Consider the following 20,319-nt stretch of genomic DNA (forward strand, 5'->3'; position numbering starts at 1 on the left):
CATTCAAATGGAAATAACAAATGAAGTAAAGCAACGTATTGTGGCAGCGATAGCCGCCGACCGTGAAAATTATCCCAGTGACAACCGCCATGCCACGGCACTGGGCATAGCCCCCAGCGTTTACAACGCCATCAAACGGGGCAATTATGAAAAGCAGGTCAGTGATGCCAACTGGGTAGGCATAGCCCGAAGACTGGGCGTGCAACTGCGTACGGAAATGCCCTGGCTGGCAGCCCAGACCCCGACCTACGTGTTTGTGAGCAAGCAGCTGGAAGTGTGCCAGGGAAGCGGTTTGAGCGCCATCCTGTGCGATATGCCCAATATCGGCAAGACCTTTACAGCGAAAGCCTATGTGAAGCAGCACAAGCACGCCGTGTATGTGGACTGCAGTCAGGTGAAGACCAAGCTGAAGCTGATACGCTACATTGCCAAGGAATTCGGCGTGACCAGCAACGGACGCTACAGCGACGTGTATGAGGATCTGGTGGCCTACCTGCGCACGATTGATACGCCCCTGGTTATTCTGGACGAAGCCGGCGACCTGCAGTATGAAGCCTTCTTGGAGTTGAAGGCCCTGTGGAACGCCACGGAACGCTGCTGCGCCTGGTACATGATGGGAGCCGACGGGCTGAAGGAGAAAATCAATCGCGCCATCGAAGGCAAGAAGGTGGGTTATACCGAAATGTTGAGCCGTTACGGGGATTCCTACAGCAAAGTGACCCCGGATGATGCCCAGGAACGAGAAAAGTTCCTGAAGGCACAGGCTGCCATCGTGGCCAAAATCAATGCCCCGGACGGTGCCGACATTGCCAAGATTGTTCACAGTACCGGAGGCGGCTTGAGGCGCGTTTATACCGAAATCGAAAAATTAAGGAGGGTGCAGGCATGATAAGCAAGATAGAAATGCAAGCGATGGATGCTGTTATCGGTATCCATCGCGAGATGAGAAAAGCGAATGAGATAGACTGGGAACAGCGCAGATATGAAATTGCCAAAAGCATGCTTCCGGTAGTAAGAAGCAATTCATCAGGTATAATGTCTATAAAACAAGTTGCCGGACTTGCTGTGGACTATGCTGATGCTCTTATTGAAGAATTGAAAGGAGGTAGCCGTGAAACTGAAGAGAGCCTACAGCCCCGGTGAGGTGCTGAATATGAAGATACCCCGGTATGAATTTACCGGGGCTTGGCAAGCCTCGATTGGCAACCCTGCCAAGAGTGGCGTGTGGATTATCTGGGGTGCCAGTGGGAACGGAAAGAGCAGCTTTGTGATGCAGTTGGCCAAGTACCTGTGCAGTTTCGGACGCGTGATTTATGACAGTTTGGAAGAAAGTACCGGTTTGTCGTTCCAGATGAGCCTGAAACGGCATAAGATGTGTGAAGTGAAAAAGAAGCTGATGATCCTTGACCGGGAACCGATGGAGCAATTGGAGGAACGGCTGCAGCGCAGAGGCAGTCCCGGAATCGTGATTATCGACAGTTTCCAATACAGTGGTTTGAACTACAAGACCTACAAGGAGTTTAAGGAGCGCCACCCCAAGAAACTATTTATCTTCATCAGCCATGCTGAAGGGGCACATCCGGCAGGTAGAAGCGCCCGCAAGGTGGAATATGATGCCGATGTAAAAATCATGGTAAGCTGTTTCAAAGCCTGGTGCAAAAGCCGCTTTATGGAAAAGCCCGGTGAGCCCTACGTGATATGGGAAGAAGGTGCTGCCAAAACATTGAAGGACGATAATATGGAGGATTATTTGAATGATGGAATGGGAGAATAAGCTGTACCAGATACTCCTGAAAGGACAGGAGGCGGAGGCCGTGGTGGACGATTGGGTAGAGCGTAACATACAAAGTGACCTCCGTCTGCGCAGGGCCAAGACAAAGGGACACGTAGTGATAGAAACCAGAGATGTGATGTTTGCCCGGAATATTCAAGTATGGCATCCGTCCTGCCAAATAAACATTAAAGATTTGAAGTGATGGAAAAGAAAGAAGAAAAGAAAGTGTGCTGCATCTGCGGCAAAGAGTATGAGGGTTACGGATACAACCCGTTCCCCGTGAAAGAAGAAGGCTGCTGCTGCCAATCGTGCAACTACAGTGTGGTGGTTCCGGAACGGTGGGAACGACACAAGGCTTTTCAACGTGGTGAAGCGACCGGTGCCGGGAAAGTGTACATCAGCGGAGCCATCGCGCACTATGATATGAATGAGCGCAAGGAAGCCTTCAGCCGTGCCGAGGAGAAACTGATGACACAAGGCTATGATCCTGTAAACCCTTTCAAGAACGGATTGCCGGATGAAGCCCATTGGAGAGTCCACATGCGGGCCGACATTGCCCTGCTGTTGGCTTGTGACTATATCTACATGCTGAAGGACTGGGAATTGAGCAAGGGAGCCAAGCTGGAACTTGATGTGGCCAGTTCGTGTGGCATTAAAGTGTTGTTTGAATAACCTTTTAGTTTTTGAATTATGGCAAAAGAAATTACGGTACTTGTAAAGTTTAGAGGATCAGTTCCTGAAGATGCAAGCATTGCTGACATAGAGGAACAAATAGATTGCAGCCTTGAGAACAGCCTTCGTTTGAATTTCTCGGATTCCAAAGAAGAAGATGATGATTTGAGAGAACCGTGGATAGAACGTGAGGATATGTATATTACGGAAAAAGGATTCCAATTATTAATAGAATAAAGATGGCACAGGAAGTAACCAATTTCGCCCGGTTTTACACATTGTTCAACAAGCTGCCCTGTACAGGAGACCGGGAAGGGCTAAAGAAGCAAATCGTTCTGCAGTACACGTGGAACCGTACGGAAAGCCTCCGTGAAATGACATCCAAGGAATATGAAGCCTGCTGCTGTGCCTTGGAGAAACTGACCGGGCAGGATGAATGGCGGCAGAAACTTCGCGAGGAACTGCGACGGAAACGCAGCGTCTGCCTGAAGCTGATGCAGCAGTTGGGTATAGACACCACCGACTGGAACCGGGTGAACGAATTCTGCAACAACCCCCGGATAGCCGGCAAGCCCTTTGTTCAGGTTAGTACAGCCGAGCTGGAACAACTGGCCATCAAACTGCGGGCTATCCAACGAAAAGGAGGTTTAACCGATAAATAGAGCAATATGGATAAAAAAGCACATGAAGCGCTTGAGCGCATAAGAAAAGACGTGACCCTTACGACATCCGATATGGAGAACCAGGATGCAGCGGAGTTTTTCAACGAACTGGCCGACTGGGCGTATGCCAATGGGGAGGCCATGCTGATAGACGATGAACCGGAAAAGCAGGATGATTATGAGGATAGATGACCAAGACAAGCTGATAAAAGCGGGGTTCTGTATAATACGAAAGGATGATTATCCAGGCCCGAGGATAAAGATGTGTACCGGCATAAACGGTGGCTGGAAGACATACAAGAAGTTTGAAACCAAAGCAGAAAGAGACAGGACATTCGCTTTGCTGCTGAAGGATGACAAAGTAATAGCTGATTAACAACTAAAATGATTTAAAATGGAAAAGAACAATCAAAGTGTGGACATCAAGTCCCTGAGTAAAGAACAGCGAGCAGCCCTCATGGCCCAGCTGCAGCAAGAAGAGAAAGAAGACCGCATCGCCCGTCGTGAAACTTACGAGGCATTACGCGGTGAGTTTATGCACGAAGTAAAGACCAACGTCCTTGAGATGGTGAATGCCGTGACCGGGTTCCGCGGATGGCTGGAAAAAGAAGCCGATGCCTTTACCAAGGTGATGAAGGAATACGGCCAGGTGAAAAGCGACGAACAGCGCAGCTACACCATTACGGACGGTGACTTCCGTCTGGAGGTGAAAAGCAACAAGGTGAAAGGCTTCGATGAACGAGCCGACATGGCAGCCGACCGTCTGATTGACTACCTGAAGCGCTACATGCAGAACAGCGAGAAAGGTTCGGATGATCCGATGTATCAGATGGCCATGACCCTGCTGGAGCGCAACAAAATGGGCGACCTGGACTACAAGAGCATTTCAAAGCTGTATGAACTGGAAGATAAGTTCGATGAAGAGTATGCAGACATCATGCGCCTGTTCAAGGAAGCTAATGTAGTGCAGCGCAATGCCACCAACTACTACTTCAGCCGCCGCAACCCTGAAAACGGCGTATGGACCCGCATTGAACCCAGTTTCTGCCGTTTGTAGCCGAAACCCGTTAACCCTATAAACAGAAAGCGCCGCAGTTGTTATAATTGCGGCGCTTTTGTTCTTAAAATAGATGGAAATCAGTTATTTTTGTAAGAGAAATAAAATGTATGGGCAAAGGACGGGATAAAGAACTGATCAAGCTGCGTGACGAGGCACTATGCCGTCGTTACTACTATTGGACAGAAATACAGCGGTTGCGGTTCGACGATGCTTTAAAAGTGTTGTCGGAGCGCGAATTCTTTATATCCGAGGAACGTATCATGACCATCATCCGCCGGAAATCACGTGAGGGAACAGACTACAATCTGAAGCCTGTTCCCAAGGTGAAAGCCCCCCGTCTGACTGCCGCCCAGCTGGAACTATTCCCCATAAGATGACGGCATGGCCGATTCATCGTGCAGTGTGAATGAGAACGTCATTTCATAGACCTTGATGTAATGCGGCATGGCATACGAACGGCTTTTCTCGCGTACCAGCGGCGAAGCGTTGTCCGTGCATTGCAGACACTGCAGCGACTTGTATAATTTCTTGGCCAGCTGCTGCCTTTCCCTCACCTTGTCATACGTGCCGGATGCGTAGCTTGTATCGTCGTAACAATCGATGGCCAGCCGGACGGTCAGTGCGGATTCGCTTTTCTGTGCCCCGTATCCGAGGTCGTGCCAGTCGGAGTTTGTATTTCCGATTAATACACAAGGGAAAGTGACCGGGTACTGGTCTTCTTCTGCTCCCATTTCCAATTGTCCGTAGTCCTCGTCGATGAGAGAGAGTTCCGGCATTTCCTGTGCAATCTGTTCCATGATTGCGATAAAAATTTCGTCCATATCGTTATTGGTTTAAAATGTTGGTAATTTCCTGGTCCACCTTTTCCCGGATACGCCGGTTCAATTCTTCGCTTTCGCCCATGAACTGGCGCTGCGGGATGCGGATGTGCAGTTTCTTTTTTTGGGTAAGCGCCATGTTCCTCCAGAACTGTGCCTGCGGATTCAGTTCCTTCGGCTTGGAACGTCGTTTGACGCGTTTCTTTTGCCCTGTGCCGGCTTTTTTTCTTTTTCCCGAAGCCTTGTAGAACTTGGCCCATGCAAAGCGCCTCATGCGGTCTGTGACGGTGACATCGATTTCCCCGCCCCAGTTGTTGATGGGTGCATAGACCACCTCGTTGAATACCCTTACCCGGTAGTCTGCAGGTGTATATCCGACCGATTTGAACAGATGTTTCCTGCCGGAGAGCAGCGTTCCATAATTGCTGGCGGCATCGGAACCTCCCGAGGACAGCCGTTTGGCTTTGGGCCAAGGGTGAAGACCGCCATTGACAAATCCACCCTGCCGGAAGTTATCCTGAAAATGGTCTTTGGCCATTCGTCCTACCATGACTGGCATTTTGCGGCGCATCATACTGTCCAGCCTGTCACGTTTCCGCTTTATCATTTCCGTAAAATCTTTTATGTCCATAATCATCAGTAATTCAAGAATAATTTATAACTTTGCAACCGAGGCTTCCAATATGCCTTTTATGCGTTATGAATATACCGGAACAAGTAAAGAACGAGGCCCGTGTACTTATTGAGCAATACGGTGACACCTTCGAATACCTTGGTATTTATGAAGGCCAGGAAGCCTATGTGTTCAAGTTTCCGGGGGACTCCTGTACCGGTTATCCTTTCGTCTATCTGTATGACGGTAAAGACGCAACCGAAATAACCGGTCCGTTATCCCTTGACGTTATCGATTCATGTATCGAAAATATCGAGGAAGGAGACATCGAATAGCTTATTGTCAATTCTCAGGACTCCCCTGCAGTTGTGGGAAGTCGCAGCTCCTATTTCACATAAATATTTTACGTCTTTCCATTCCATTCCTGAACCGGCAGAATTATCGCTTTGGGGTTCGATATACCTTAGTTCACCATCCGCAAACCGTTGCAGGATTGTAGCATGCCCGCCCCCGCTTTTCCAGCCGATGCACAATTCATATACGCCTTCTTCCTTACATACCTCATTGAAATACTCCATGTACCTTTTAGGGGTCATTTTCAGGTATCCTTTGTGCGCAAGCCAGCTGTTTATACTTATATGTTGCGCCGGAGTACCGTCGGTGTTTTTCCAGACTTCAAAAGCACGTCCATTACTCAGATATTCAAGTTTAGACCCTGCGACATTGCCTTTGGCGGTAATATCCCATCCACGTAATCGTAAAGCGTATGCCGGTGCGCAAGTCTGGCAGTTGATACTGTATGGAGTATCCCGTTTTTTATCGTAATCGCTGTTCTTCCGGTATCTGTTTCCCCTTTTATCGCGGTATATTCCTTTGGAATCCAAAATATACTCTTCCACATGTTTGGGATTTGCATTCTGTTTGTCCGCCTTATCCACATCCATAGGTTTTCCTTTTTTGATTTTAAGAGCCTTTTCCATTTCGAGGTTGTTCCGGGCAATGGCCATTTTTTCCTCCCCGGTAAGGTAGTCCGGCATTTCCGCAATCATCTCGTCAATACGGGCCATAAGTTTATCCACCGCTTTTTGGGCACCCTTGTGGGCTTCTGCCTGATATGGATGATTGTCGGAAAACAGTTTGCCGTCCGTTCCCGGATTGTTATCCAGTCCGGGCTGGGGCTTGTTCTTGTCGTCTTCGTCCGGAAGTGGTGTCGGCTCCTCGTCGGTGGCAGTGAGGTCGCACTTGCAGTTCCACCGGTCGCCCGGTCGGTGGATGTTCCAGAACGTGTCATCAATCGGCCGGATGGTATTCCAGAACGGGCGGTGGTCAGCCCCCGGATGAATGGAGGTGGACGGTAGCCATTTGAGGTTGGGCAGAATATCGCGTTCGCGCAGGAACTGTTGCCAGTCAGCCGCCTGATGCGCCCGGATGACCGCCGTATCATACTCCGTCCGCAGCCAGTGACGAACCTGATGGGAAGCAATGGGCAAGACTTCCTGTACCCATTTGTCGAACGGTTTTAAAATGCCGTTTGAATCCAATAAAAGTCGTGCCATGTCATTCTGCATACGATGTACCTTGAATGCCGAGAATACGGCATTGTTCCGGAGTATGGCATTTCTGAAATCCTCGTCCGGAGTAATGGCCTTGGATTTGCTGAACCCTTCCTTTGCCGCCTTGTCCATCTTTGCCCATATTTCATTGAACAGGTTGATTTCGATTTCGGTTGCCGGATGAAAGTCCCTGCTGTATATGTTCAGCAAGGCACGCCGCAGCACCTCTTCGGAGAAGTCAAACTCCATGGAGATGCTGCCATTATCAGCCGCATACAGTCTGTCGACTACCAGTCTAAAGCTGCCCCGTCTGCCGGGGCTTTCACGAAAAAAACTTTGAGCCAGTTCCGGAAGTTTCTTTTCTGTTTCGGTGTCGGTTCATCATCCCGTCCCTTATTCGCTGGCTCCGGCTCCTTCTTCGGGCTTGGAATCTGGTCGGCTTGTTCAGCCGTCTTTTGTTCCGCCTTCAGCTGCTCGTAATTGGCCGGTTTGTCGATACCGAATTCCTCATAGAGATAGTCGTCGTCGATGGGGATGTTGAAGTTCTTCTTCAGCTGCGTGAGGATGGATATTTTGGTACCGGCATCCGTTTCCTTCGGTTCGGGGAAACAGAACGTACCCCCTTCGGTGTTGATGCCCATGCGCAGCAGAATGTCCGTCATGTCGTAATTCAGCACGTTGAGCACGTACTTCCGGTCGGCCTCCAGTACCTTGTCCTCTACTTTCTTATGAACCGTACCCAAAGCCTGCGTGCCTTTTTCGGACGATTCGGTGGTCAGCGTATTGCCCAGTATCAGTTTGGAAATTTCGTTGTTGCACCGCTCGCAGAGGCGTTCATAGACATCGGCAGACCCTGTTTTGTTTCCGGCTTCCGTGAGTTTGAGTTCCGTGTCCTTGGCATGGAAGAACTGCGCCAGACTTCCGGCATTGGCCGCATCCTCCATGGCCCGCTGGCGTGACTCGTCGTCGTCGGAATCATAGATATATTCCTGGATAGGCATGCCGAATACCTCGGAGAACTGTGCCCAGTCGCCCGTAGTGTTACGTTTGTAGATGACCCAAGGTGCAGCCTTGGCCAACAGCCCCAAATCGGACGGTGAACCCACAAACAGCAGGTCGGTATATTCATTCCAGGAATGGCCGGTAATGTCCGTCTGGTGGCGCAGGATGAGTTCCCTGACCGGATCCACATGCTTGCGTGGTACCAGGTCATAATCCACCCACTCCTGCAGCTTGTAGAACTGGCAGAGCGAGAAGCCCCAGAATTTCGCATCAAGGATGTCACCCACCAGCCGGTTGAACCAGGGCGACTGTATCTGTTCGTTGATTTTATCGTCGGGCTTCCCGTCCACCCGGAATTCCATGTTGGAGCACAGCACGGCATTCTTTCGCTTTTCGAGCACACAGGAAAGGTGGGTATCCATCAGAATGTCCTCGTAGAGGTCATAAAGTTTGTAACGTCGCGAGAAATCGACATTCTCGGCCACCCTTACGGCTGCCATGTAGTCGGAAATGTCCAGCCCGAAGCGTTTGGGCTGTGTGAGCACAATCACATTCGGTCTCTTTTGTCCCGGCAACGTGAAGTTTCCCCCTACGGTGATGATGCCGGCTTTGTTGTTTTTTCTGTTTTTCTTTTTCATGATGCTTGCTTTTTACCAGTGGTTCGTTCGTTTGCGGTTGCTTTGAATGCGGAAATCCGACCTGCCCGCCCTTTGTTCCTCGGGCAGCAGCGGAGCCCCTTCGATTGAAATGTCCTCGTCGGCCACCGCCTTCATCCATTCCACCGCCCGTTCGTAACGATCCTTGCGTACCTGGGAAAGTTTCTGCGGGTTGTGGATGCAGAAGATGTGATAGACCGCCATGTCGATGACCATCATCAGCACGAGCTGGTTACGGTTCTCGCCGGTGGCTGCAAAAATCTTGTTGCAGTCGTAGCGTTTGCCCAGATAACACCGCATTTCGGCAATGGCCCTGTCCTCGCAAACCTCAATGACCGTTTCGTCTTCGCGAACCAGTGCGTCGAGGATGTCTCGGTGGATGCTCGCATCGTAATCGGTAAGTTCAACAAATTTGCTCATAGTCCTATTGTTTTAGAGTTGTCATAATCTTTTCTTATTCCGTTTTCTTACATCCTTCCGTGATCGGAATACGGGCGGTTCAATGCGCCTGATCAGTTCGTCAATGATACGGTTCGCCCCTTCGACCGCATCCGGTCCGTCGGCCGGATAGCGCATGGTCAGGGTGAACAACTTGAACTGATCCTCCAGTTCCTTCATGTGCGGATTGTCCCGTTCAGCCTCGTTGAGGATGAGGTTCCCCTCGCGGTTGAGCGGTTCAAGGTTGGCCTCGATGCGCGTAGCCTTGTCCGTCTTCTTCTCCTCGTCGCCCCGGATGAACAGCGCAATCTTCTGTTCGCGGCGTACTTTTGCCACCAGCGGTTTGAACACCTGTTGGAAGAAAGGGTCCTGCAGCTTGTTGTTCTCCATGTAGCAATAGACATTGGTCTTGCCCCCGACAAATTCAAGCATCCGGACATACCAGTCAATGAACTCCGCATTGAGCGCCTGTGCCAGGAAAGTCTTGATGACGTAAAGCCTGCCACCCAATTTGCCACAGAGCGAAACCGTCTTGAAGGATTTGCCTTTCTTACCCTTGCTTTCGCCCGGTGCCGGGTCGCCATACACCACGAGGAACTTGAATTTGGAGAGTGCCGGAACCTTGCCGTATGCAATGTTTTCGAATACCTCTCCCACGGAAATCGGGTTGTTGAAATATTCTCCCTGTGCCGCCTTTTTGGATATTTTGGACAGTGTGCGGTCGATGTCCTCTTCCGAGTTCTTTTCCGGCCATGTGGAAAAACCGTTTTTGTCGCGGATGTTCACGATGTCCCAGGAGTCGGCCATTTCGCCCGCCCTCACCACGCAGCAGTCCTTGGCGATGATGTTTCCGCAGAAGATGACCAGTGTAGGTTCGGAAATGGACCTTGTGGGATACAGCGCATTTTCCCACCAGTCCCAGCGCTTCTGGATGATGTCCGGGTTCTTGGTATCCTCGTCCGTATCAAAGTCATCGACCAGCAGTACGTCGGGACGTATGGCCTCGTTTCGCGAACCACGCGGAGATTGTCCGGCACCCAGTGCGCGGAAAGAGACCTTCCCTTTGGTGGTGAATTCATCCTCGGTCCATGAGCCCGGCAGTTCCTGTTTGCCGTAGTATGCCATGATGCGTCCGTTGGCTTCGAGATTGGCCCGGTAGGGATCGAGCAGGCGCACCGCATTGTCCTTGCTGTTGGAGGTCAGAATCACATTCTTTTTGCGTCCGGTAAGCGTGAGATTCATGACGATGAACATGGTGACGGTGGATTTGGCCAGCTCACGGCTCCAAGAAAGCACCTCAAACCATTCATCGTGTGCAATGATCCGCCGGATAGCCTTTTTCTGGAAGTCGGCAAATTCATATTTGACATAATTCGGAAAAAAGAACTTGATCCATTCTATGGGATGTTTCTCAAGATATTCCCGGTGTTTTTCCCGTTCGGCTGCCGTCATGTTCCTATCGACCGGTGTAGCCCTTGCGATGTCTTCTTTGTACTTCTCCCAATCGAGGAGAGCGAGTCTGTCAGTCTGTTTCATTGTCTATCCCTTTATAATTTGTCTTTAATGTACGCATCGGCCAGGCGTGTAATTTCCTTTGCCTTTTCGAGGTCGGCCGCCCGTACCCAGTCGATGAGCCCGGTGAGGACACTGATGATGTCGGCAATGCCCACTTCCTGCTCCATGTTGCGTATGGCCGCCGACAGTTTCCCGAGGATGTCAGCCTCCTTGGATGAGGGGAACCGTTCCCCTTCGGGCCGTTCGGCGATGGCCTTGTTTATTTCGGCCACCTGCCGGTAGAGGTTAGCCACCTGTTCCTGCCTTGTGAGCGTAAGCCCCACCTTCTGTTCCTCCCACTTCCCGGCCCGTACCCAGTTGGACACGGACACCCGTGACACGCCCACCCGGTCGGCGATTTCCTGCTGTGTGAGGTTTTCCTTGAGGTACAAAGTTTTTGCCCATTCCTTTTTCTGGGCATTCGTCAAATCTGCCATAAATCGTCCTTTTTAGTTGTAAATCACGTTACAAAATTGCATGAAAAAGCGGGGTTTGTAAAAGCGCGTACGCATGATGACGGGTTACAGCGTTATGATAACGCCAGAAAACGTTATGATGCGGACGCGGTTTCTTGGTGCCATGGGAATGTTCTATTTTCGCACCATCGAAAGGCGGGGAAACCGCTGGTAAAGACATGACGATGAGCAGATTTTTCAATATTACAACGAGTGACGACGGCACCAGTACGATATTCCTGTACGGGGACATCGGAGACTATACGGAGGTGCAAAGCGGGCGCATAGCCCAGGAACTGATGGAAGCCGAACGCGTGAGCCGACGCATCCATGTGCGTATCAACAGCAACGGCGGGGAAGTGTACAGCGGCATTGCGATATTCAACGCCCTGCGCCATAGCCAGGCCGACATCCGCATTTATGTGGATGGCATAGCCGCCAGCATGGCCAGTGTGATAGCCCTTTGCGGCAAGCCCGTAGAAATGAGCAAATATGCCCGTCTGATGCTGCACAGTGTGAGCGGCGGGTGTTACGGCAACAAGCAGGACCTGCAGCGTTGCATGGAAGAGATAGAAAGCCTGGAAGGCAGCTTGAGTGAAATCTATGCCGAGCGGCTGGGCATGAGCAAGGAAGAAGTGAAACAGACCTATTTTGACGGCGAGGACCATTGGCTGACCGCCAAGGAAGCCCTGGACCTTGGTTTCATAGACGACATCTATGATGCAGACCCCGTGCCGGCAGACAGTACACCGGCGCAGATATATACTTTATTCAATAACCGGCTCGTTGAGCCACAAAAAAACAGAGAAGACATGAATCTGGAAGACGTAAAGAAACGCCCGCGCTTCAAGGACTGCGCGAGTGATGCGGATGTGTTCCGCCTGATGGACCAACTGGAGGAAGAGGCAGGCAAGGTACCTATCCTTACGAAAGAGAACACCGACCTGAAGGCCAAGGTGAAGACCTACGAAGACAAGGCTGAAGCCGAAGACCTTGCCGCCCGCAAGCAGCTGCTTGACGCAGCCGAGCAGGACGGTCGCATTGATGCGACTACCCGCCCCATCTACGAAAACCTTTTGGCCAATGACCGCGAGAACGGCGAAAAGGCCCTGGCCCAACTGCCGGTAAAGCGCCGTGTGATGGAAGACCTGCATCTGGAACCGAATGGTGAAGAAAGCCCCTGGAACAGGCGTATGCGAGAAATTAAGGACAAACGTAAAAAGTGATTGAACTATGGCAATAATTGTAAGAAACACGAATTACAGCGGCGAGGTACTGGAACAGTTGCTGACGCTTGCCGCTACGAGCAATGAGATTGTGGAAAAGGGGCTGATCATGGTGATTCCCGGTGTGGAGAAGAAAATCAGCCTGCCGCGCCTGAAGACCGGCAAGATGCTCCAGAAGCGCAAGGAGAACCCCGGCGTGGAGGATTCGAAGGGCAACTTCAACTACGACGAAAAGAGTCTTGACCCGGTGGACTTCATGGCCTTTACGGTGTTTAACCCCCGCACGTTCGAGAACATCTGGCGCAAATGGCAGCCGAAGGGCAACCTGGTATTCTCGGAACTTCCGCCCGAAGCGCAGAACGCCCTGCTTGCCGAGTTGGCCAAGCGGGTACAGTTTGAACTGGGTGACCACTATGTGAACGGTGAATATGGGGATGATGACGACCACTTGTTTAACGGCATCCTGACCCAGATGGCCAAGGATACTGAGGTGATTGTGGTGGACAGCGCAGAATCGACCATGCTGGGCAGACTGAAAGCCATGCGTGCGAAGATTCCCGTGGCCATCCGCAACAACCCGGACCTCCGCATTCTGATGAGCGTGAACGACTTTGACAAGTATGATGACGAGCTGACCCAGCGCGAGTCCAAGAACACGAGCGAAACCGATGTGAATGCCCGTCGCTACAAGGGCATTACCATTGAGACGCTTGCGGCCTGGCCCGATGATCTGATTGTGTGCACCCTCTGTTCGCCCGATGCCGGCGGCAACCTGTTTGCGGCTGTGAACCTGCAGGACGATGAAGACGTGATTCAGATTGACAAGATCTCGAACGCGAGCGAACTGTACTTCTTCAAGATGCTGATGAAGGCTGACACGAACATTGCCTTCGGTGAAGAAGTGGTGGTGCTGGACAAGCGAAGCAACCCCGTGTTCAAGGCGAGCGAGAAGAAGATTTCAGTTGACCCTGCCAGTGTGACCCTTGAGGCAACCGGTGGCAGTGAAGAAGTGACCGTGACCGCCAGCGGAGAATATGAGATAGGCAGTGCCCCTGCCGGCTTCAAGGTGGAAGCGACGGATAAAGGCGTGAAGATTTCGGCCGGTGCAAACAGTGGCAGTCAGAAAACCGGTACACTGACCCTTACGCTCAATGCCGACCGCAGCAAGACGGCCAAGATTACCATTACCCAAAACCAGAAAGGATAAGATGGTATGGCAAAATTGAAGTATCTGGTAATTCACTGTACGGCAACCCCGGAGGGGCGTGAGGTATCATCGGCGGACATCCGGAAGTGGCACACTTCGCCCGTAAGCCAGGGTGGCAGAGGTTGGAAACAGGTGGGCTACACCGACCTGTTCCACCTGCAGGGCGGTGTGGAACGCTTGGTGAACAACAACGAGGATGCGCAGGTGGATCCCTGGGAAGTGACCAACGGAGCCAAGGGGTACAACAGCGTGAGCCGCCACATTGTGTATGCCGGCGGTGTGGCCAAGGACGGCAAGACCCCGAAGGACACCCGCACCGGCTGCCAGAAAAAGGCACTGGAGAAGTATGTGAAGGACTTCCATCGCAGATTCCCGGATGTGCGCATTGTGGGACACAACGAGCTGGCGGCCAAAGCCTGCCCCAGTTTCGATGTACAGAAATGGCTGAAAGAAATAGGTATTAACCAATAATAAAAGAAGCAATCAATGAAACGAATTATGCTGTTTATGATGCTGATGCTGGGAACAGTATCGGCTGTGATGGCCCAAGGGGCCGATGTTCCGGCAACGGACTATGACGCAATGATTGGCACCTTTGCCGGTTTCGTCGGCGGTGTGGTGGTGCTTACTGAAGGGTTGAAAGGTTTGTTCCCCAACATGAAAGGCTGGGTGACGCAGCTGGTGAGCTGGTGTGTGGGCTTGGTGTGCGCGATGCTACTGTGGTGGCTTGATGCCGGATTTGTGAGTGATGTGAGCTGGGACATTGCCTTGCTCTATGGTTTTGGTGCCTCACTTGTAGCCAATGGGGTAGCCGACACGGGACTGGTGCAATGGGTTATCGGACTATTCCGAAAGAAACGCGAGGAAGCAGAATAAAAGGTTGACTGACTAAAAAACGGGTGGTATGGACTTTAGCGAGATCATGAACATTATTCTTAGCGGCGGCCTTGTGGGCACTGCAGCAGCCATCGGTTCCCTGCGTGCTACGGTGAGGAAAGCGAAAGCGGAAGCGATGAAAGCCGAAGCCGACGCAGAGGGTGTGCGTGTGGATAACGCAGAACATGCCACCCGCGTTTTGGTGAGCAATATTGTGGTACCCTTAAAAGAAGAACTGAATGCAACAAGAAAAGACCTGCAGGCCAACAAGCGCGAAATGGCGCGACTGCGCAAGGCCATTGACACTGCCAACAGTTGCCGCCATCATGATGACTGTCCTGTGCTTGGCGGGCTGCGCAAGCAGCAGGAAGAGCACGACGGTGGAGAAGATACAGACGGAATCGGCAAGCACCGACAGCGCGAGCGGAAGCCGACGGGCGGGACTGGTGATGGCGGGTATACCGGCGAGTTCGGTGAAGCTGTCTATACCTGCGGACAGCCTCCGTAAACTTCCTGAAGGTGCCGTGTACCGTGGCAAGAGCGGACAGGCGAATCTGACCGTAGGCAGCGACGACAGCGGGAACATCGTGGCCGAAGCCTCGTGTGACAGTCTGCAGCAGCTGGTGCTATGGTATGAAGAAGAGCTGGCGCGCATCCGTAGCGAAACCAAGAGCGAAATTTCAAATGACGTTCAAACAGTAGAAAAACGCCCTCCGAACCGGATGCGGACGTTTATCACAGGTGTATTGGCCGGCTTATTGGCCGGTGTGTTATTAACCATCAAACTTTATAAACGATGAACAAGAATTTCATGTACGGCATAGGAGCCGTAAAGTATAAGGATTTCACAATCGGGTATATTGAAAAGAACTCGTTTGACCTGGGCGGCAAGAAACCCGAGGCCGCGAAGATCGAGGCCGAACAGGTGCAGGGTGCCCCGGTGCTGGTCATCCCACAGAGTAACGGCGGCATCGCCCCGACGTTCAATGTGATCCAGATGAACTATTCGAACCTGCACAAACTGCTTGGCGGCAGCCTGCATTATAAGAAAGAAGACTCGGAAAAGAAAACTCCGATCGGCTGGACAGCCCCGTCGGAGGTGCTTGTCATGCAGGGACCATGGGAACTCTCCCTCGTGTCCGGACAGAGCGTACTGATTCCCAACGCCACGCTGCTTTCCAATCCTGCAGGCAAGCTGACCCTTACAGAAACCTCCAAGATAGAGGTTACGCTCGAAGTGGCGATGCCGGAGGACGGTTCGCAGCCTTACGGCGTGTTCGATACGGAAGCAATACCGGACGAGTGGGGGCAGTACAAGCTGCCGCCGGCGGAAGCCGCGGCTGCAGCATCGCTCCAAAGTGAGGAGGGCTAACGTATGGCTGACCGTTTGGAACAACTGATAGAGATGGAGTGTGCGGACGCGCTGCTTGACAGCGGCGTGTCCGTACCTCTTAAAAGGTGGAAGCTTCCGTGGCTGAAACGCCCGGTGGAGGTGCGTGTGACGATGAAGCGTCCGAGGCTGCGGGGTCAGATTCTGCTGGCGCGGGAATACCTGAAGACGGGTGTCAAACCCGATTGGCAACCGAAGGACAAGACCGAGGAACTGGCCTTTGTGGCGGAGCATGGTAAGGCTGTGAGCCGCCTGCTGGCCTATACGGTATGCCGGGGATACGTGTCGCGGCACGTGGGCATCGGGGTGACAGCGTGGGTACTGCGGAACTTTGTGGAGTGGCGTTATCTGACGGCCATGTTCCGAACATTCGAGCGTCTGATGGGCACGAAGGATTTTATGCGTATTATCAGCTCGACAGCGCGGGCGAACCCGATGACTCCGAGACTGAGCCAGGCAAGGAAGGGGAGTTAAGAACCCGGTATGAAGGTTCCCATAGCCCTTTCGGCTTCGTGTGGCAGATTGCATCGGCGACCGGCTGGAGCGTGGATTACATCCTTGATGGGGTGAATTACCAGACGCTGATCATGATGCTGAGCGACGCGCCGCGGTATGTGCGGAAAAAGCAAGGCGGCGGAAACGGTGCTCCCAGACCGGAACACAGCGCCGAGGATGAAGCGAACGATATAGTAGGATTTTTTCAAAGCAAACTGGAATGAGCAAACCTGTAGAAGTTGAATTTTTGATGAAGGACAAACTCACGCCCGGCATGAACAAGGCCGAACGTGAGGCGCTGGAACTGCGTAATACCGTCAGGCTGCTGGAGGCTGAACTGGAAAGGCTGCGCCTTGCCGGGGAGACGGCTGCCCCCAATCTGGACCAGAGTGCCAATATCGCGCAGATCCATGCACTGGAGAAGCAGCTTGAGGAATTGCGCGGCAAACTGAAACTGCTGCAGGAGGAATCGGAATCCGTGCAGGTCACCCCTGCAGACATGCCCAATGCACAGCGCCAGTTCAACGGGCTTCACAACAGCATCCAGCAGATGGCCCGTGAAATGCCTTCTTTGGCCATGGGACCGCAGATGTTCTTTCTGGCCATATCCAACAACCTGCCGATTTTTACGGACGAACTGGCCCGTGCCCGTAAGGAATATGATGAGCTGCAGAAGTCAGGCAAGAAAGGCACACCGGTATGGAAACAGGTCCTGTCCTCGCTCTTTTCCTGGCAGACGGCCATGACCACCGGCATCATGCTGCTGGTAATGTACGGTGATGAAATCTGGGATTGGACGAAAAACCTGTTCAGTGCCAAAAAAGGCGTGGATGAATTCAACGTATCAGTCAAGGAAATGACCGAGATAGAGAAGGACGGCCGTGCCCAGATGGTGCGTACCCGCTTCGAACTGAAATCGGTCATCGATGAAATAAAGAACTTCACCGGCAGCAAGGAACAGGAAAAGGCGAAGGTAGAGGAACTGAACCGCAAGTACGGGGAATCTTTCGGGTATTATAAAACACTTTCCGAATGGTATGATACCCTTATCCAAAAGAGCGAGGACTATGTACAGGTCCTGCTGCACCAGGCCAATGTCCAGAACCTTGTAAAAAAAGCTGCAGAAGCCGATGAAGAGGTGAATAAAATCAAGGCGCAGAAACCGGAAGAGGCGGAAAGCGCCATGGGTTTTTTCGGGAAATGGGGACAATATATCATGCAGTCAAGCATGGCAGAATCCGGGCAGTTCTATGATGCACAGGCTGCCATTAAGAAACATGATCAGGAAGCTTATGACATACTGTTGAAAAATGCCGAAAACAAACGCGACGGTTATCTGAAAAAAGCGGAAGAAGAGGTAAAAAAAGCCGCAGAAGCAGCCAAGAAAGGAAATATCGGCGGGCATATCGACCCCAAACAGCCCGGAAAGAATCCGGAAGCGGAAGCCAGGCAACGACTTGCCACAGAGCGCAGGCTGGCGCAGGATCTTGCCGCCCTGCAGGCCGAGAACCGGAAGGAAGAGATAGACCGTATGCAAGCCGGTACCGAAAAGAAACTGGCACAAATCGAATATGACTATAACGCCCGGAAAGAAGAGATAAACCGGCAGGAAACCGACTGGAAGCGTGAGAACAAGGAAGCCGGCCTTTCCACCGGAGATAACGGACTTACCCGGGAGCAACAGGATGAACTTGAAAAAGCCCGTGCCTCAAACACCGCGTCCCGGAAAAAAGCGGAGACGGACGTGTACAGGGAAGAGGCGGAAGCCATGCGTGACTATCTGAAGGAATACGGGACCTTCCAGCAGCAGAAACTGGCCATCGCTGAAGAATATGCCGAGAAAATCCGCAAGGCACAGTCCCAGGGCGAAAGGCTGACTTTGGAGAAGCAGCGTGATGCGGCTGTGCACAAAGTGGACATGGAAGCCCTTACCCAGAAGATAGACTGGGGAGCAGCGTTCGGGGATTTGACCGGTCTGCTTGCAGACCAGATGAAGAACCTGCTTGGCGAACTTAAACAGTATGTCAAGACGGATGAGTTCAAAAAAACGGGAGCCGCAGACCAGCAGGTCGTTTACGATGCCATTGAACGTATTCAAAGCATGCTCCCCGGTGGCAACGGGACATTGGATTTTGCCCGGCTGCAAACGCAGATGCACGCTTTGGGGGATGCCGTAACACGCGTGCAAAATGCGGAACTGCAGCAGGAAGCGGCATTCGCCCGGTTAAAAGCGGCGCAGACCGATTACAACAAGGCTCTTGAAAGCGGTAACCAGGCAGAAATAGAACGTACCAAAATCGCTCTTCAAACGGCCCAATCGTCCAGCGTTTCAGCTGACGAAGAATACCTGAACGCCACCTCTGAAATGAAGGCGCTTGCCGGGGAGGTGAAAAGTGCCTCCCGGGACACGGTTGACGGGTTGAACATGGTATCCGACGGGTTGCACGGCTTTGCGAGCGGAACCTTGCAGGGATCATTTGAAGGAATCCAGAGCATGCTTACCGGTCTTTCAAAACTGAATATCGGAGGCAAGGTCGGTGATGCCATCAGTCAGATGTCCGAGACCCTGTCAAGTGCCGGAGTCATCGGGCAGATTATATCGGCCATTCTCTCCATACTGGATTTGCTGAAAGACGGTATCGGCCCGATTATCTCATCATTGATAGACACCATTTTCAATGCGATAACCGGAATACTCGACAATATCCTCAGCGGAGACCTGTTCAAACAGATAGGCGGTTCCCTTGTGAAAGGTATCGGAGGACTGCTGAACACGGTGTCTTTCGGAGGTTTCAACAAACTGTTTGGCATCGGCGGAAACGCCAAGGAAGTGCAGGCTGCTATTGACCGTCTTACAGATCGGAACGAGAAACTGCAGACTTCCATCGAAGACCTGACCGATACCATCAAGGCAAGCAAGGGGACAAAATCGGTGGAAGCTTACCGGGATGCTTACAAATACCAGAAAGAGACGAATGCAAACTATCTGCAGATAGCGCAGGAACAGGCACGCTACAGCGGTAGCCACCACAGCTGGAACTACTACTGGGGCGGTTTCAACCAGGCACAGATAGACAAACTGAGCGGACAGATCGGCCGCCAGTGGGACGGGAACCTGTGGAGCCTGAGCCCGGAGGAAATGAAGGCACTGCGCAGCAACGTGGATATGTGGACGCAAATCCAGAATACCGGTAAGGGAGGCTATGGCGGGCGACTGACCGAGAAACTGGATGACTACATAGACCAGGCCGGCAAGCTGGAGGAACTGACCGACCAGCTGTATGAAGGGCTGACGGGCATTTCGTTCGACGGTATGTACAGCAGCTTCATCGACAACCTGATGAACATGAAGTACGGTGCCAAGGATGCGGCGGAGGATATATCCGAGTACTTCATGCGGGCGATGCTGAGCAACAAGATCGGTGAGATGTACAGCGACAAACTGAAAGGCTGGTGGGAGAAGTTCGGCAAGGCCATGGAGGACAACGAACTGACCGAGGCGGAACGGAACGCGCTGATGGAAGAGTACATGCAGTATATGGATGAAGCCCTTGCCCTGCGTGACAACCTGGCGGCAGCCACCGGTTATGACAAGACGCAGCAGGGCGGTACGAGCCAAAGTGCGAAAGCGGGCGGCTTTACGGCCATGACGCAGGACCAGGGCACGAAGCTGGAGGGCATGTTCACCGGCGGGCTGCAGCACTGGAGCAGCATGGACGACCGGCTGGAAAGCGTGGTGGAGAAGATGGACACGGCTGAAGGGCATCTGGCCCGGATAGCCGAGAACACCGGTGTGAGCGCCGGACACCTGGGCGAACTGAAGGAAGTGATAAAGAAAATGATACGTGACGGACTAAAAGTGAAGTGA

Annotated in this window: 29 protein-coding genes; 22 read left to right on the forward strand and 7 right to left on the reverse strand. The window is 52.2% G+C overall.

Features of this window, described 5'->3' with window-relative positions:
* Positions 1 to 7: 7 nt before the first annotated feature.
* From DXD65_RS03530 to DXD65_RS03580, 11 genes are all read left to right on the forward strand, one after another.
* The gene (locus DXD65_RS03530) at positions 8 to 889 is read left to right on the forward strand and encodes an AAA family ATPase (RefSeq protein ID WP_117700136.1); all 882 of its coding nucleotides are present in this window, start codon (positions 8 to 10) and stop codon (positions 887 to 889) included.
* A complete protein-coding gene (locus DXD65_RS03535; protein WP_117887347.1) occupies positions 886 to 1,143 on the forward strand; it encodes a hypothetical protein in 258 nt (85 codons plus the stop codon). Before DXD65_RS03530 ends, DXD65_RS03535 begins: the two co-directional genes overlap by 4 nt.
* Positions 1,112 to 1,774 (forward strand): ATP-binding protein, encoded by a 663-nt coding sequence (locus DXD65_RS03540; RefSeq protein ID WP_117887348.1) that lies wholly within the window; start codon positions 1,112 to 1,114, stop codon positions 1,772 to 1,774. The genes DXD65_RS03535 and DXD65_RS03540 overlap by 32 nt, the downstream gene beginning before the upstream one ends.
* Positions 1,755 to 1,976 carry an RNA polymerase subunit sigma gene (locus DXD65_RS03545; RefSeq protein ID WP_117741854.1) on the forward strand — a complete coding sequence of 74 codons (222 nt, stop codon included), beginning with the start codon at positions 1,755 to 1,757 and terminating at the stop codon, positions 1,974 to 1,976. The genes DXD65_RS03540 and DXD65_RS03545 overlap by 20 nt, the downstream gene beginning before the upstream one ends.
* Entirely contained in the window at positions 1,976 to 2,446 is a 471-nt protein-coding gene (locus DXD65_RS21555) for a DUF4406 domain-containing protein (RefSeq protein WP_117887349.1), read from the forward strand. The genes DXD65_RS03545 and DXD65_RS21555 overlap by 1 nt, the downstream gene beginning before the upstream one ends.
* 18 nt (positions 2,447 to 2,464) lie before the next feature.
* Positions 2,465 to 2,683, forward strand: a complete 219-nt coding sequence (locus tag DXD65_RS03555; protein ID WP_117887350.1) for a hypothetical protein — start codon at positions 2,465 to 2,467, stop codon at positions 2,681 to 2,683.
* 2 nt (positions 2,684 to 2,685) lie between these two features.
* Positions 2,686 to 3,108, forward strand: coding sequence for a hypothetical protein (locus tag DXD65_RS03560; RefSeq protein ID WP_117887351.1), 423 nt, complete (start codon positions 2,686 to 2,688; stop codon positions 3,106 to 3,108).
* Positions 3,109 to 3,114: 6 nt separating this feature from the next.
* The gene (locus DXD65_RS03565) at positions 3,115 to 3,300 is read left to right on the forward strand and encodes a hypothetical protein (RefSeq protein ID WP_007562531.1); all 186 of its coding nucleotides are present in this window, start codon (positions 3,115 to 3,117) and stop codon (positions 3,298 to 3,300) included.
* Positions 3,287 to 3,484 (forward strand): hypothetical protein, encoded by a 198-nt coding sequence (locus tag DXD65_RS03570; RefSeq protein ID WP_007562529.1) that lies wholly within the window; start codon positions 3,287 to 3,289, stop codon positions 3,482 to 3,484. Before DXD65_RS03565 ends, DXD65_RS03570 begins: the two co-directional genes overlap by 14 nt.
* A gap of 18 nt (positions 3,485 to 3,502) precedes the next feature.
* Positions 3,503 to 4,165: a DUF3164 family protein gene (locus DXD65_RS03575; RefSeq protein WP_007751532.1), complete on the forward strand. Its 663-nt coding sequence runs from the start codon at positions 3,503 to 3,505 to the stop codon at positions 4,163 to 4,165.
* A 110-nt stretch (positions 4,166 to 4,275) separates the two neighbouring features.
* On the forward strand, positions 4,276 to 4,545 hold the full coding sequence (locus DXD65_RS03580) for a hypothetical protein (RefSeq protein WP_007562525.1): 270 nt from the start codon (positions 4,276 to 4,278) through the stop codon (positions 4,543 to 4,545).
* Here DXD65_RS03580 and DXD65_RS03585 read toward each other — a convergent pair.
* Together DXD65_RS03585 and DXD65_RS03590 are read right to left on the reverse strand one after the other, a co-directional pair.
* A complete protein-coding gene (locus DXD65_RS03585) occupies positions 4,528 to 4,989 on the reverse strand; it encodes a hypothetical protein (RefSeq protein WP_007562523.1) in 462 nt (153 codons plus the stop codon). The genes DXD65_RS03580 and DXD65_RS03585 overlap by 18 nt on opposite strands.
* Before the next feature lie 4 nt (positions 4,990 to 4,993).
* Positions 4,994 to 5,617, reverse strand: a complete 624-nt coding sequence (locus tag DXD65_RS03590) for a hypothetical protein (RefSeq protein WP_181975829.1) — start codon at positions 5,615 to 5,617, stop codon at positions 4,994 to 4,996.
* A gap of 68 nt (positions 5,618 to 5,685) precedes the next feature.
* Here DXD65_RS03590 and DXD65_RS03595 point away from each other — a divergent pair, with 68 nt between their 5' ends.
* Positions 5,686 to 5,934, forward strand: a complete 249-nt coding sequence (locus DXD65_RS03595) for a hypothetical protein (protein ID WP_007562519.1) — start codon at positions 5,686 to 5,688, stop codon at positions 5,932 to 5,934.
* Here the strand turns inward: DXD65_RS03595 and DXD65_RS03600 are convergent.
* The 5 genes from DXD65_RS03600 to DXD65_RS03620 are packed head-to-tail and all read right to left on the reverse strand — an operon-like array spanning position 5,896 to position 11,239.
* Positions 5,896 to 7,401, reverse strand: a complete 1,506-nt coding sequence (locus DXD65_RS03600) for a toxin glutamine deamidase domain-containing protein (protein WP_007562518.1) — start codon at positions 7,399 to 7,401, stop codon at positions 5,896 to 5,898. The two genes, DXD65_RS03595 and DXD65_RS03600, sit on opposite strands and share 39 nt — an antisense overlap.
* 38 nt (positions 7,402 to 7,439) lie before the next feature.
* Positions 7,440 to 8,792: a DUF935 family protein gene (locus tag DXD65_RS03605; RefSeq protein WP_117887352.1), complete on the reverse strand. Its 1,353-nt coding sequence runs from the start codon at positions 8,790 to 8,792 to the stop codon at positions 7,440 to 7,442.
* Positions 8,793 to 8,804: 12 nt separating this feature from the next.
* Positions 8,805 to 9,230 (reverse strand): phage protein Gp36 family protein, encoded by a 426-nt coding sequence (locus tag DXD65_RS03610; RefSeq protein ID WP_007562516.1) that lies wholly within the window; start codon positions 9,228 to 9,230, stop codon positions 8,805 to 8,807.
* 21 nt (positions 9,231 to 9,251) lie between these two features.
* Positions 9,252 to 10,784 (reverse strand): hypothetical protein, encoded by a 1,533-nt coding sequence (locus DXD65_RS03615; RefSeq protein ID WP_007562515.1) that lies wholly within the window; start codon positions 10,782 to 10,784, stop codon positions 9,252 to 9,254.
* An 11-nt stretch (positions 10,785 to 10,795) separates the two neighbouring features.
* Positions 10,796 to 11,239 (reverse strand): helix-turn-helix domain-containing protein, encoded by a 444-nt coding sequence (locus DXD65_RS03620; protein WP_007562513.1) that lies wholly within the window; start codon positions 11,237 to 11,239, stop codon positions 10,796 to 10,798.
* Positions 11,240 to 11,442: 203 nt separating this feature from the next.
* Between DXD65_RS03620 and DXD65_RS03625 the strand changes: the two genes are divergently transcribed.
* From DXD65_RS03625 to DXD65_RS03670, 10 genes are read left to right on the forward strand one after another with little or no spacing between them, the layout of a single operon-like run.
* Entirely contained in the window at positions 11,443 to 12,483 is a 1,041-nt protein-coding gene (locus DXD65_RS03625; protein WP_022199168.1) for a head maturation protease, ClpP-related, read from the forward strand.
* Between the two features lie 7 nt (positions 12,484 to 12,490).
* The gene (locus tag DXD65_RS03630) at positions 12,491 to 13,690 is read left to right on the forward strand and encodes a BACON domain-containing protein (RefSeq protein WP_007562509.1); all 1,200 of its coding nucleotides are present in this window, start codon (positions 12,491 to 12,493) and stop codon (positions 13,688 to 13,690) included.
* A 6-nt stretch (positions 13,691 to 13,696) separates the two neighbouring features.
* Positions 13,697 to 14,161, forward strand: coding sequence for an N-acetylmuramoyl-L-alanine amidase (locus tag DXD65_RS03635; RefSeq protein ID WP_007562507.1), 465 nt, complete (start codon positions 13,697 to 13,699; stop codon positions 14,159 to 14,161).
* A 15-nt stretch (positions 14,162 to 14,176) separates the two neighbouring features.
* Complete coding sequence (locus DXD65_RS03640; protein ID WP_007562505.1) at positions 14,177 to 14,566, forward strand: hypothetical protein; 390 nt, start codon at positions 14,177 to 14,179, stop codon at positions 14,564 to 14,566.
* Positions 14,567 to 14,594: 28 nt separating this feature from the next.
* Positions 14,595 to 15,074, forward strand: coding sequence for a hypothetical protein (locus DXD65_RS03645; protein WP_007562503.1), 480 nt, complete (start codon positions 14,595 to 14,597; stop codon positions 15,072 to 15,074).
* Positions 15,040 to 15,366 carry a hypothetical protein gene (locus tag DXD65_RS03650; protein WP_224205180.1) on the forward strand — a complete coding sequence of 109 codons (327 nt, stop codon included), beginning with the start codon at positions 15,040 to 15,042 and terminating at the stop codon, positions 15,364 to 15,366. The genes DXD65_RS03645 and DXD65_RS03650 overlap by 35 nt, the downstream gene beginning before the upstream one ends.
* Positions 15,363 to 15,938 (forward strand): hypothetical protein, encoded by a 576-nt coding sequence (locus DXD65_RS03655; protein WP_005798256.1) that lies wholly within the window; start codon positions 15,363 to 15,365, stop codon positions 15,936 to 15,938. Before DXD65_RS03650 ends, DXD65_RS03655 begins: the two co-directional genes overlap by 4 nt.
* Before the next feature lie 3 nt (positions 15,939 to 15,941).
* Positions 15,942 to 16,430: a hypothetical protein gene (locus DXD65_RS03660; protein WP_005798252.1), complete on the forward strand. Its 489-nt coding sequence runs from the start codon at positions 15,942 to 15,944 to the stop codon at positions 16,428 to 16,430.
* Between the two features lie 38 nt (positions 16,431 to 16,468).
* Positions 16,469 to 16,675 carry a hypothetical protein gene (locus DXD65_RS03665; protein ID WP_007562496.1) on the forward strand — a complete coding sequence of 69 codons (207 nt, stop codon included), beginning with the start codon at positions 16,469 to 16,471 and terminating at the stop codon, positions 16,673 to 16,675.
* On the forward strand, positions 16,672 to 20,319 hold the full coding sequence (locus tag DXD65_RS03670) for a viral A-type inclusion protein (RefSeq protein WP_117887353.1): 3,648 nt from the start codon (positions 16,672 to 16,674) through the stop codon (positions 20,317 to 20,319). Before DXD65_RS03665 ends, DXD65_RS03670 begins: the two co-directional genes overlap by 4 nt.

Origin of the sequence: Bacteroides sp. 4_1_36 (genome assembly GCF_003466325.1) — a bacterium.
Classification (GTDB): domain Bacteria; phylum Bacteroidota; class Bacteroidia; order Bacteroidales; family Bacteroidaceae; genus Bacteroides; species Bacteroides uniformis.

Excerpts from the sequence above, each read along its gene's own strand:
- DXD65_RS03565 (WP_007562531.1), top strand. The coding sequence starts at position 3,115 with ATGGATAAAAAAGCACATGAAGCGCTTGAGCGCATAAGAAAAGACGTG.
- DXD65_RS03555 (WP_117887350.1), top strand. The coding sequence starts at position 2,465 with ATGGCAAAAGAAATTACGGTACTTGTAAAGTTTAGAGGATCAGTTCCT.
- DXD65_RS03605 (WP_117887352.1), bottom strand. The coding sequence starts at position 8,792 with ATGAAAAAGAAAAACAGAAAAAACAACAAAGCCGGCATCATCACCGTA.
- DXD65_RS21555 (WP_117887349.1), top strand. The coding sequence starts at position 1,976 with ATGGAAAAGAAAGAAGAAAAGAAAGTGTGCTGCATCTGCGGCAAAGAG.
- DXD65_RS03615 (WP_007562515.1), bottom strand. The coding sequence starts at position 10,784 with ATGAAACAGACTGACAGACTCGCTCTCCTCGATTGGGAGAAGTACAAA.
- DXD65_RS03610 (WP_007562516.1), bottom strand. The coding sequence starts at position 9,230 with ATGAGCAAATTTGTTGAACTTACCGATTACGATGCGAGCATCCACCGA.
- DXD65_RS03630 (WP_007562509.1), top strand. The coding sequence starts at position 12,491 with ATGGCAATAATTGTAAGAAACACGAATTACAGCGGCGAGGTACTGGAA.
- DXD65_RS03535 (WP_117887347.1), top strand. The coding sequence starts at position 886 with ATGATAAGCAAGATAGAAATGCAAGCGATGGATGCTGTTATCGGTATC.
- DXD65_RS03620 (WP_007562513.1), bottom strand. The coding sequence starts at position 11,239 with ATGGCAGATTTGACGAATGCCCAGAAAAAGGAATGGGCAAAAACTTTG.
- DXD65_RS03530 (WP_117700136.1), top strand. The coding sequence starts at position 8 with ATGGAAATAACAAATGAAGTAAAGCAACGTATTGTGGCAGCGATAGCC.
- DXD65_RS03595 (WP_007562519.1), top strand. The coding sequence starts at position 5,686 with ATGAATATACCGGAACAAGTAAAGAACGAGGCCCGTGTACTTATTGAG.
- DXD65_RS03625 (WP_022199168.1), top strand. The coding sequence starts at position 11,443 with ATGAGCAGATTTTTCAATATTACAACGAGTGACGACGGCACCAGTACG.
- DXD65_RS03545 (WP_117741854.1), top strand. The coding sequence starts at position 1,755 with ATGATGGAATGGGAGAATAAGCTGTACCAGATACTCCTGAAAGGACAG.
- DXD65_RS03645 (WP_007562503.1), top strand. The coding sequence starts at position 14,595 with ATGGACTTTAGCGAGATCATGAACATTATTCTTAGCGGCGGCCTTGTG.
- DXD65_RS03655 (WP_005798256.1), top strand. The coding sequence starts at position 15,363 with ATGAACAAGAATTTCATGTACGGCATAGGAGCCGTAAAGTATAAGGAT.
- DXD65_RS03570 (WP_007562529.1), top strand. The coding sequence starts at position 3,287 with ATGAGGATAGATGACCAAGACAAGCTGATAAAAGCGGGGTTCTGTATA.
- DXD65_RS03600 (WP_007562518.1), bottom strand. The coding sequence starts at position 7,401 with ATGGAGTTTGACTTCTCCGAAGAGGTGCTGCGGCGTGCCTTGCTGAAC.
- DXD65_RS03585 (WP_007562523.1), bottom strand. The coding sequence starts at position 4,989 with ATGGACGAAATTTTTATCGCAATCATGGAACAGATTGCACAGGAAATG.
- DXD65_RS03580 (WP_007562525.1), top strand. The coding sequence starts at position 4,276 with ATGGGCAAAGGACGGGATAAAGAACTGATCAAGCTGCGTGACGAGGCA.
- DXD65_RS03590 (WP_181975829.1), bottom strand. The coding sequence starts at position 5,617 with ATGGACATAAAAGATTTTACGGAAATGATAAAGCGGAAACGTGACAGG.
- DXD65_RS03635 (WP_007562507.1), top strand. The coding sequence starts at position 13,697 with ATGGCAAAATTGAAGTATCTGGTAATTCACTGTACGGCAACCCCGGAG.
- DXD65_RS03575 (WP_007751532.1), top strand. The coding sequence starts at position 3,503 with ATGGAAAAGAACAATCAAAGTGTGGACATCAAGTCCCTGAGTAAAGAA.
- DXD65_RS03660 (WP_005798252.1), top strand. The coding sequence starts at position 15,942 with ATGGCTGACCGTTTGGAACAACTGATAGAGATGGAGTGTGCGGACGCG.
- DXD65_RS03640 (WP_007562505.1), top strand. The coding sequence starts at position 14,177 with ATGAAACGAATTATGCTGTTTATGATGCTGATGCTGGGAACAGTATCG.
- DXD65_RS03670 (WP_117887353.1), top strand. The coding sequence starts at position 16,672 with ATGAGCAAACCTGTAGAAGTTGAATTTTTGATGAAGGACAAACTCACG.
- DXD65_RS03560 (WP_117887351.1), top strand. The coding sequence starts at position 2,686 with ATGGCACAGGAAGTAACCAATTTCGCCCGGTTTTACACATTGTTCAAC.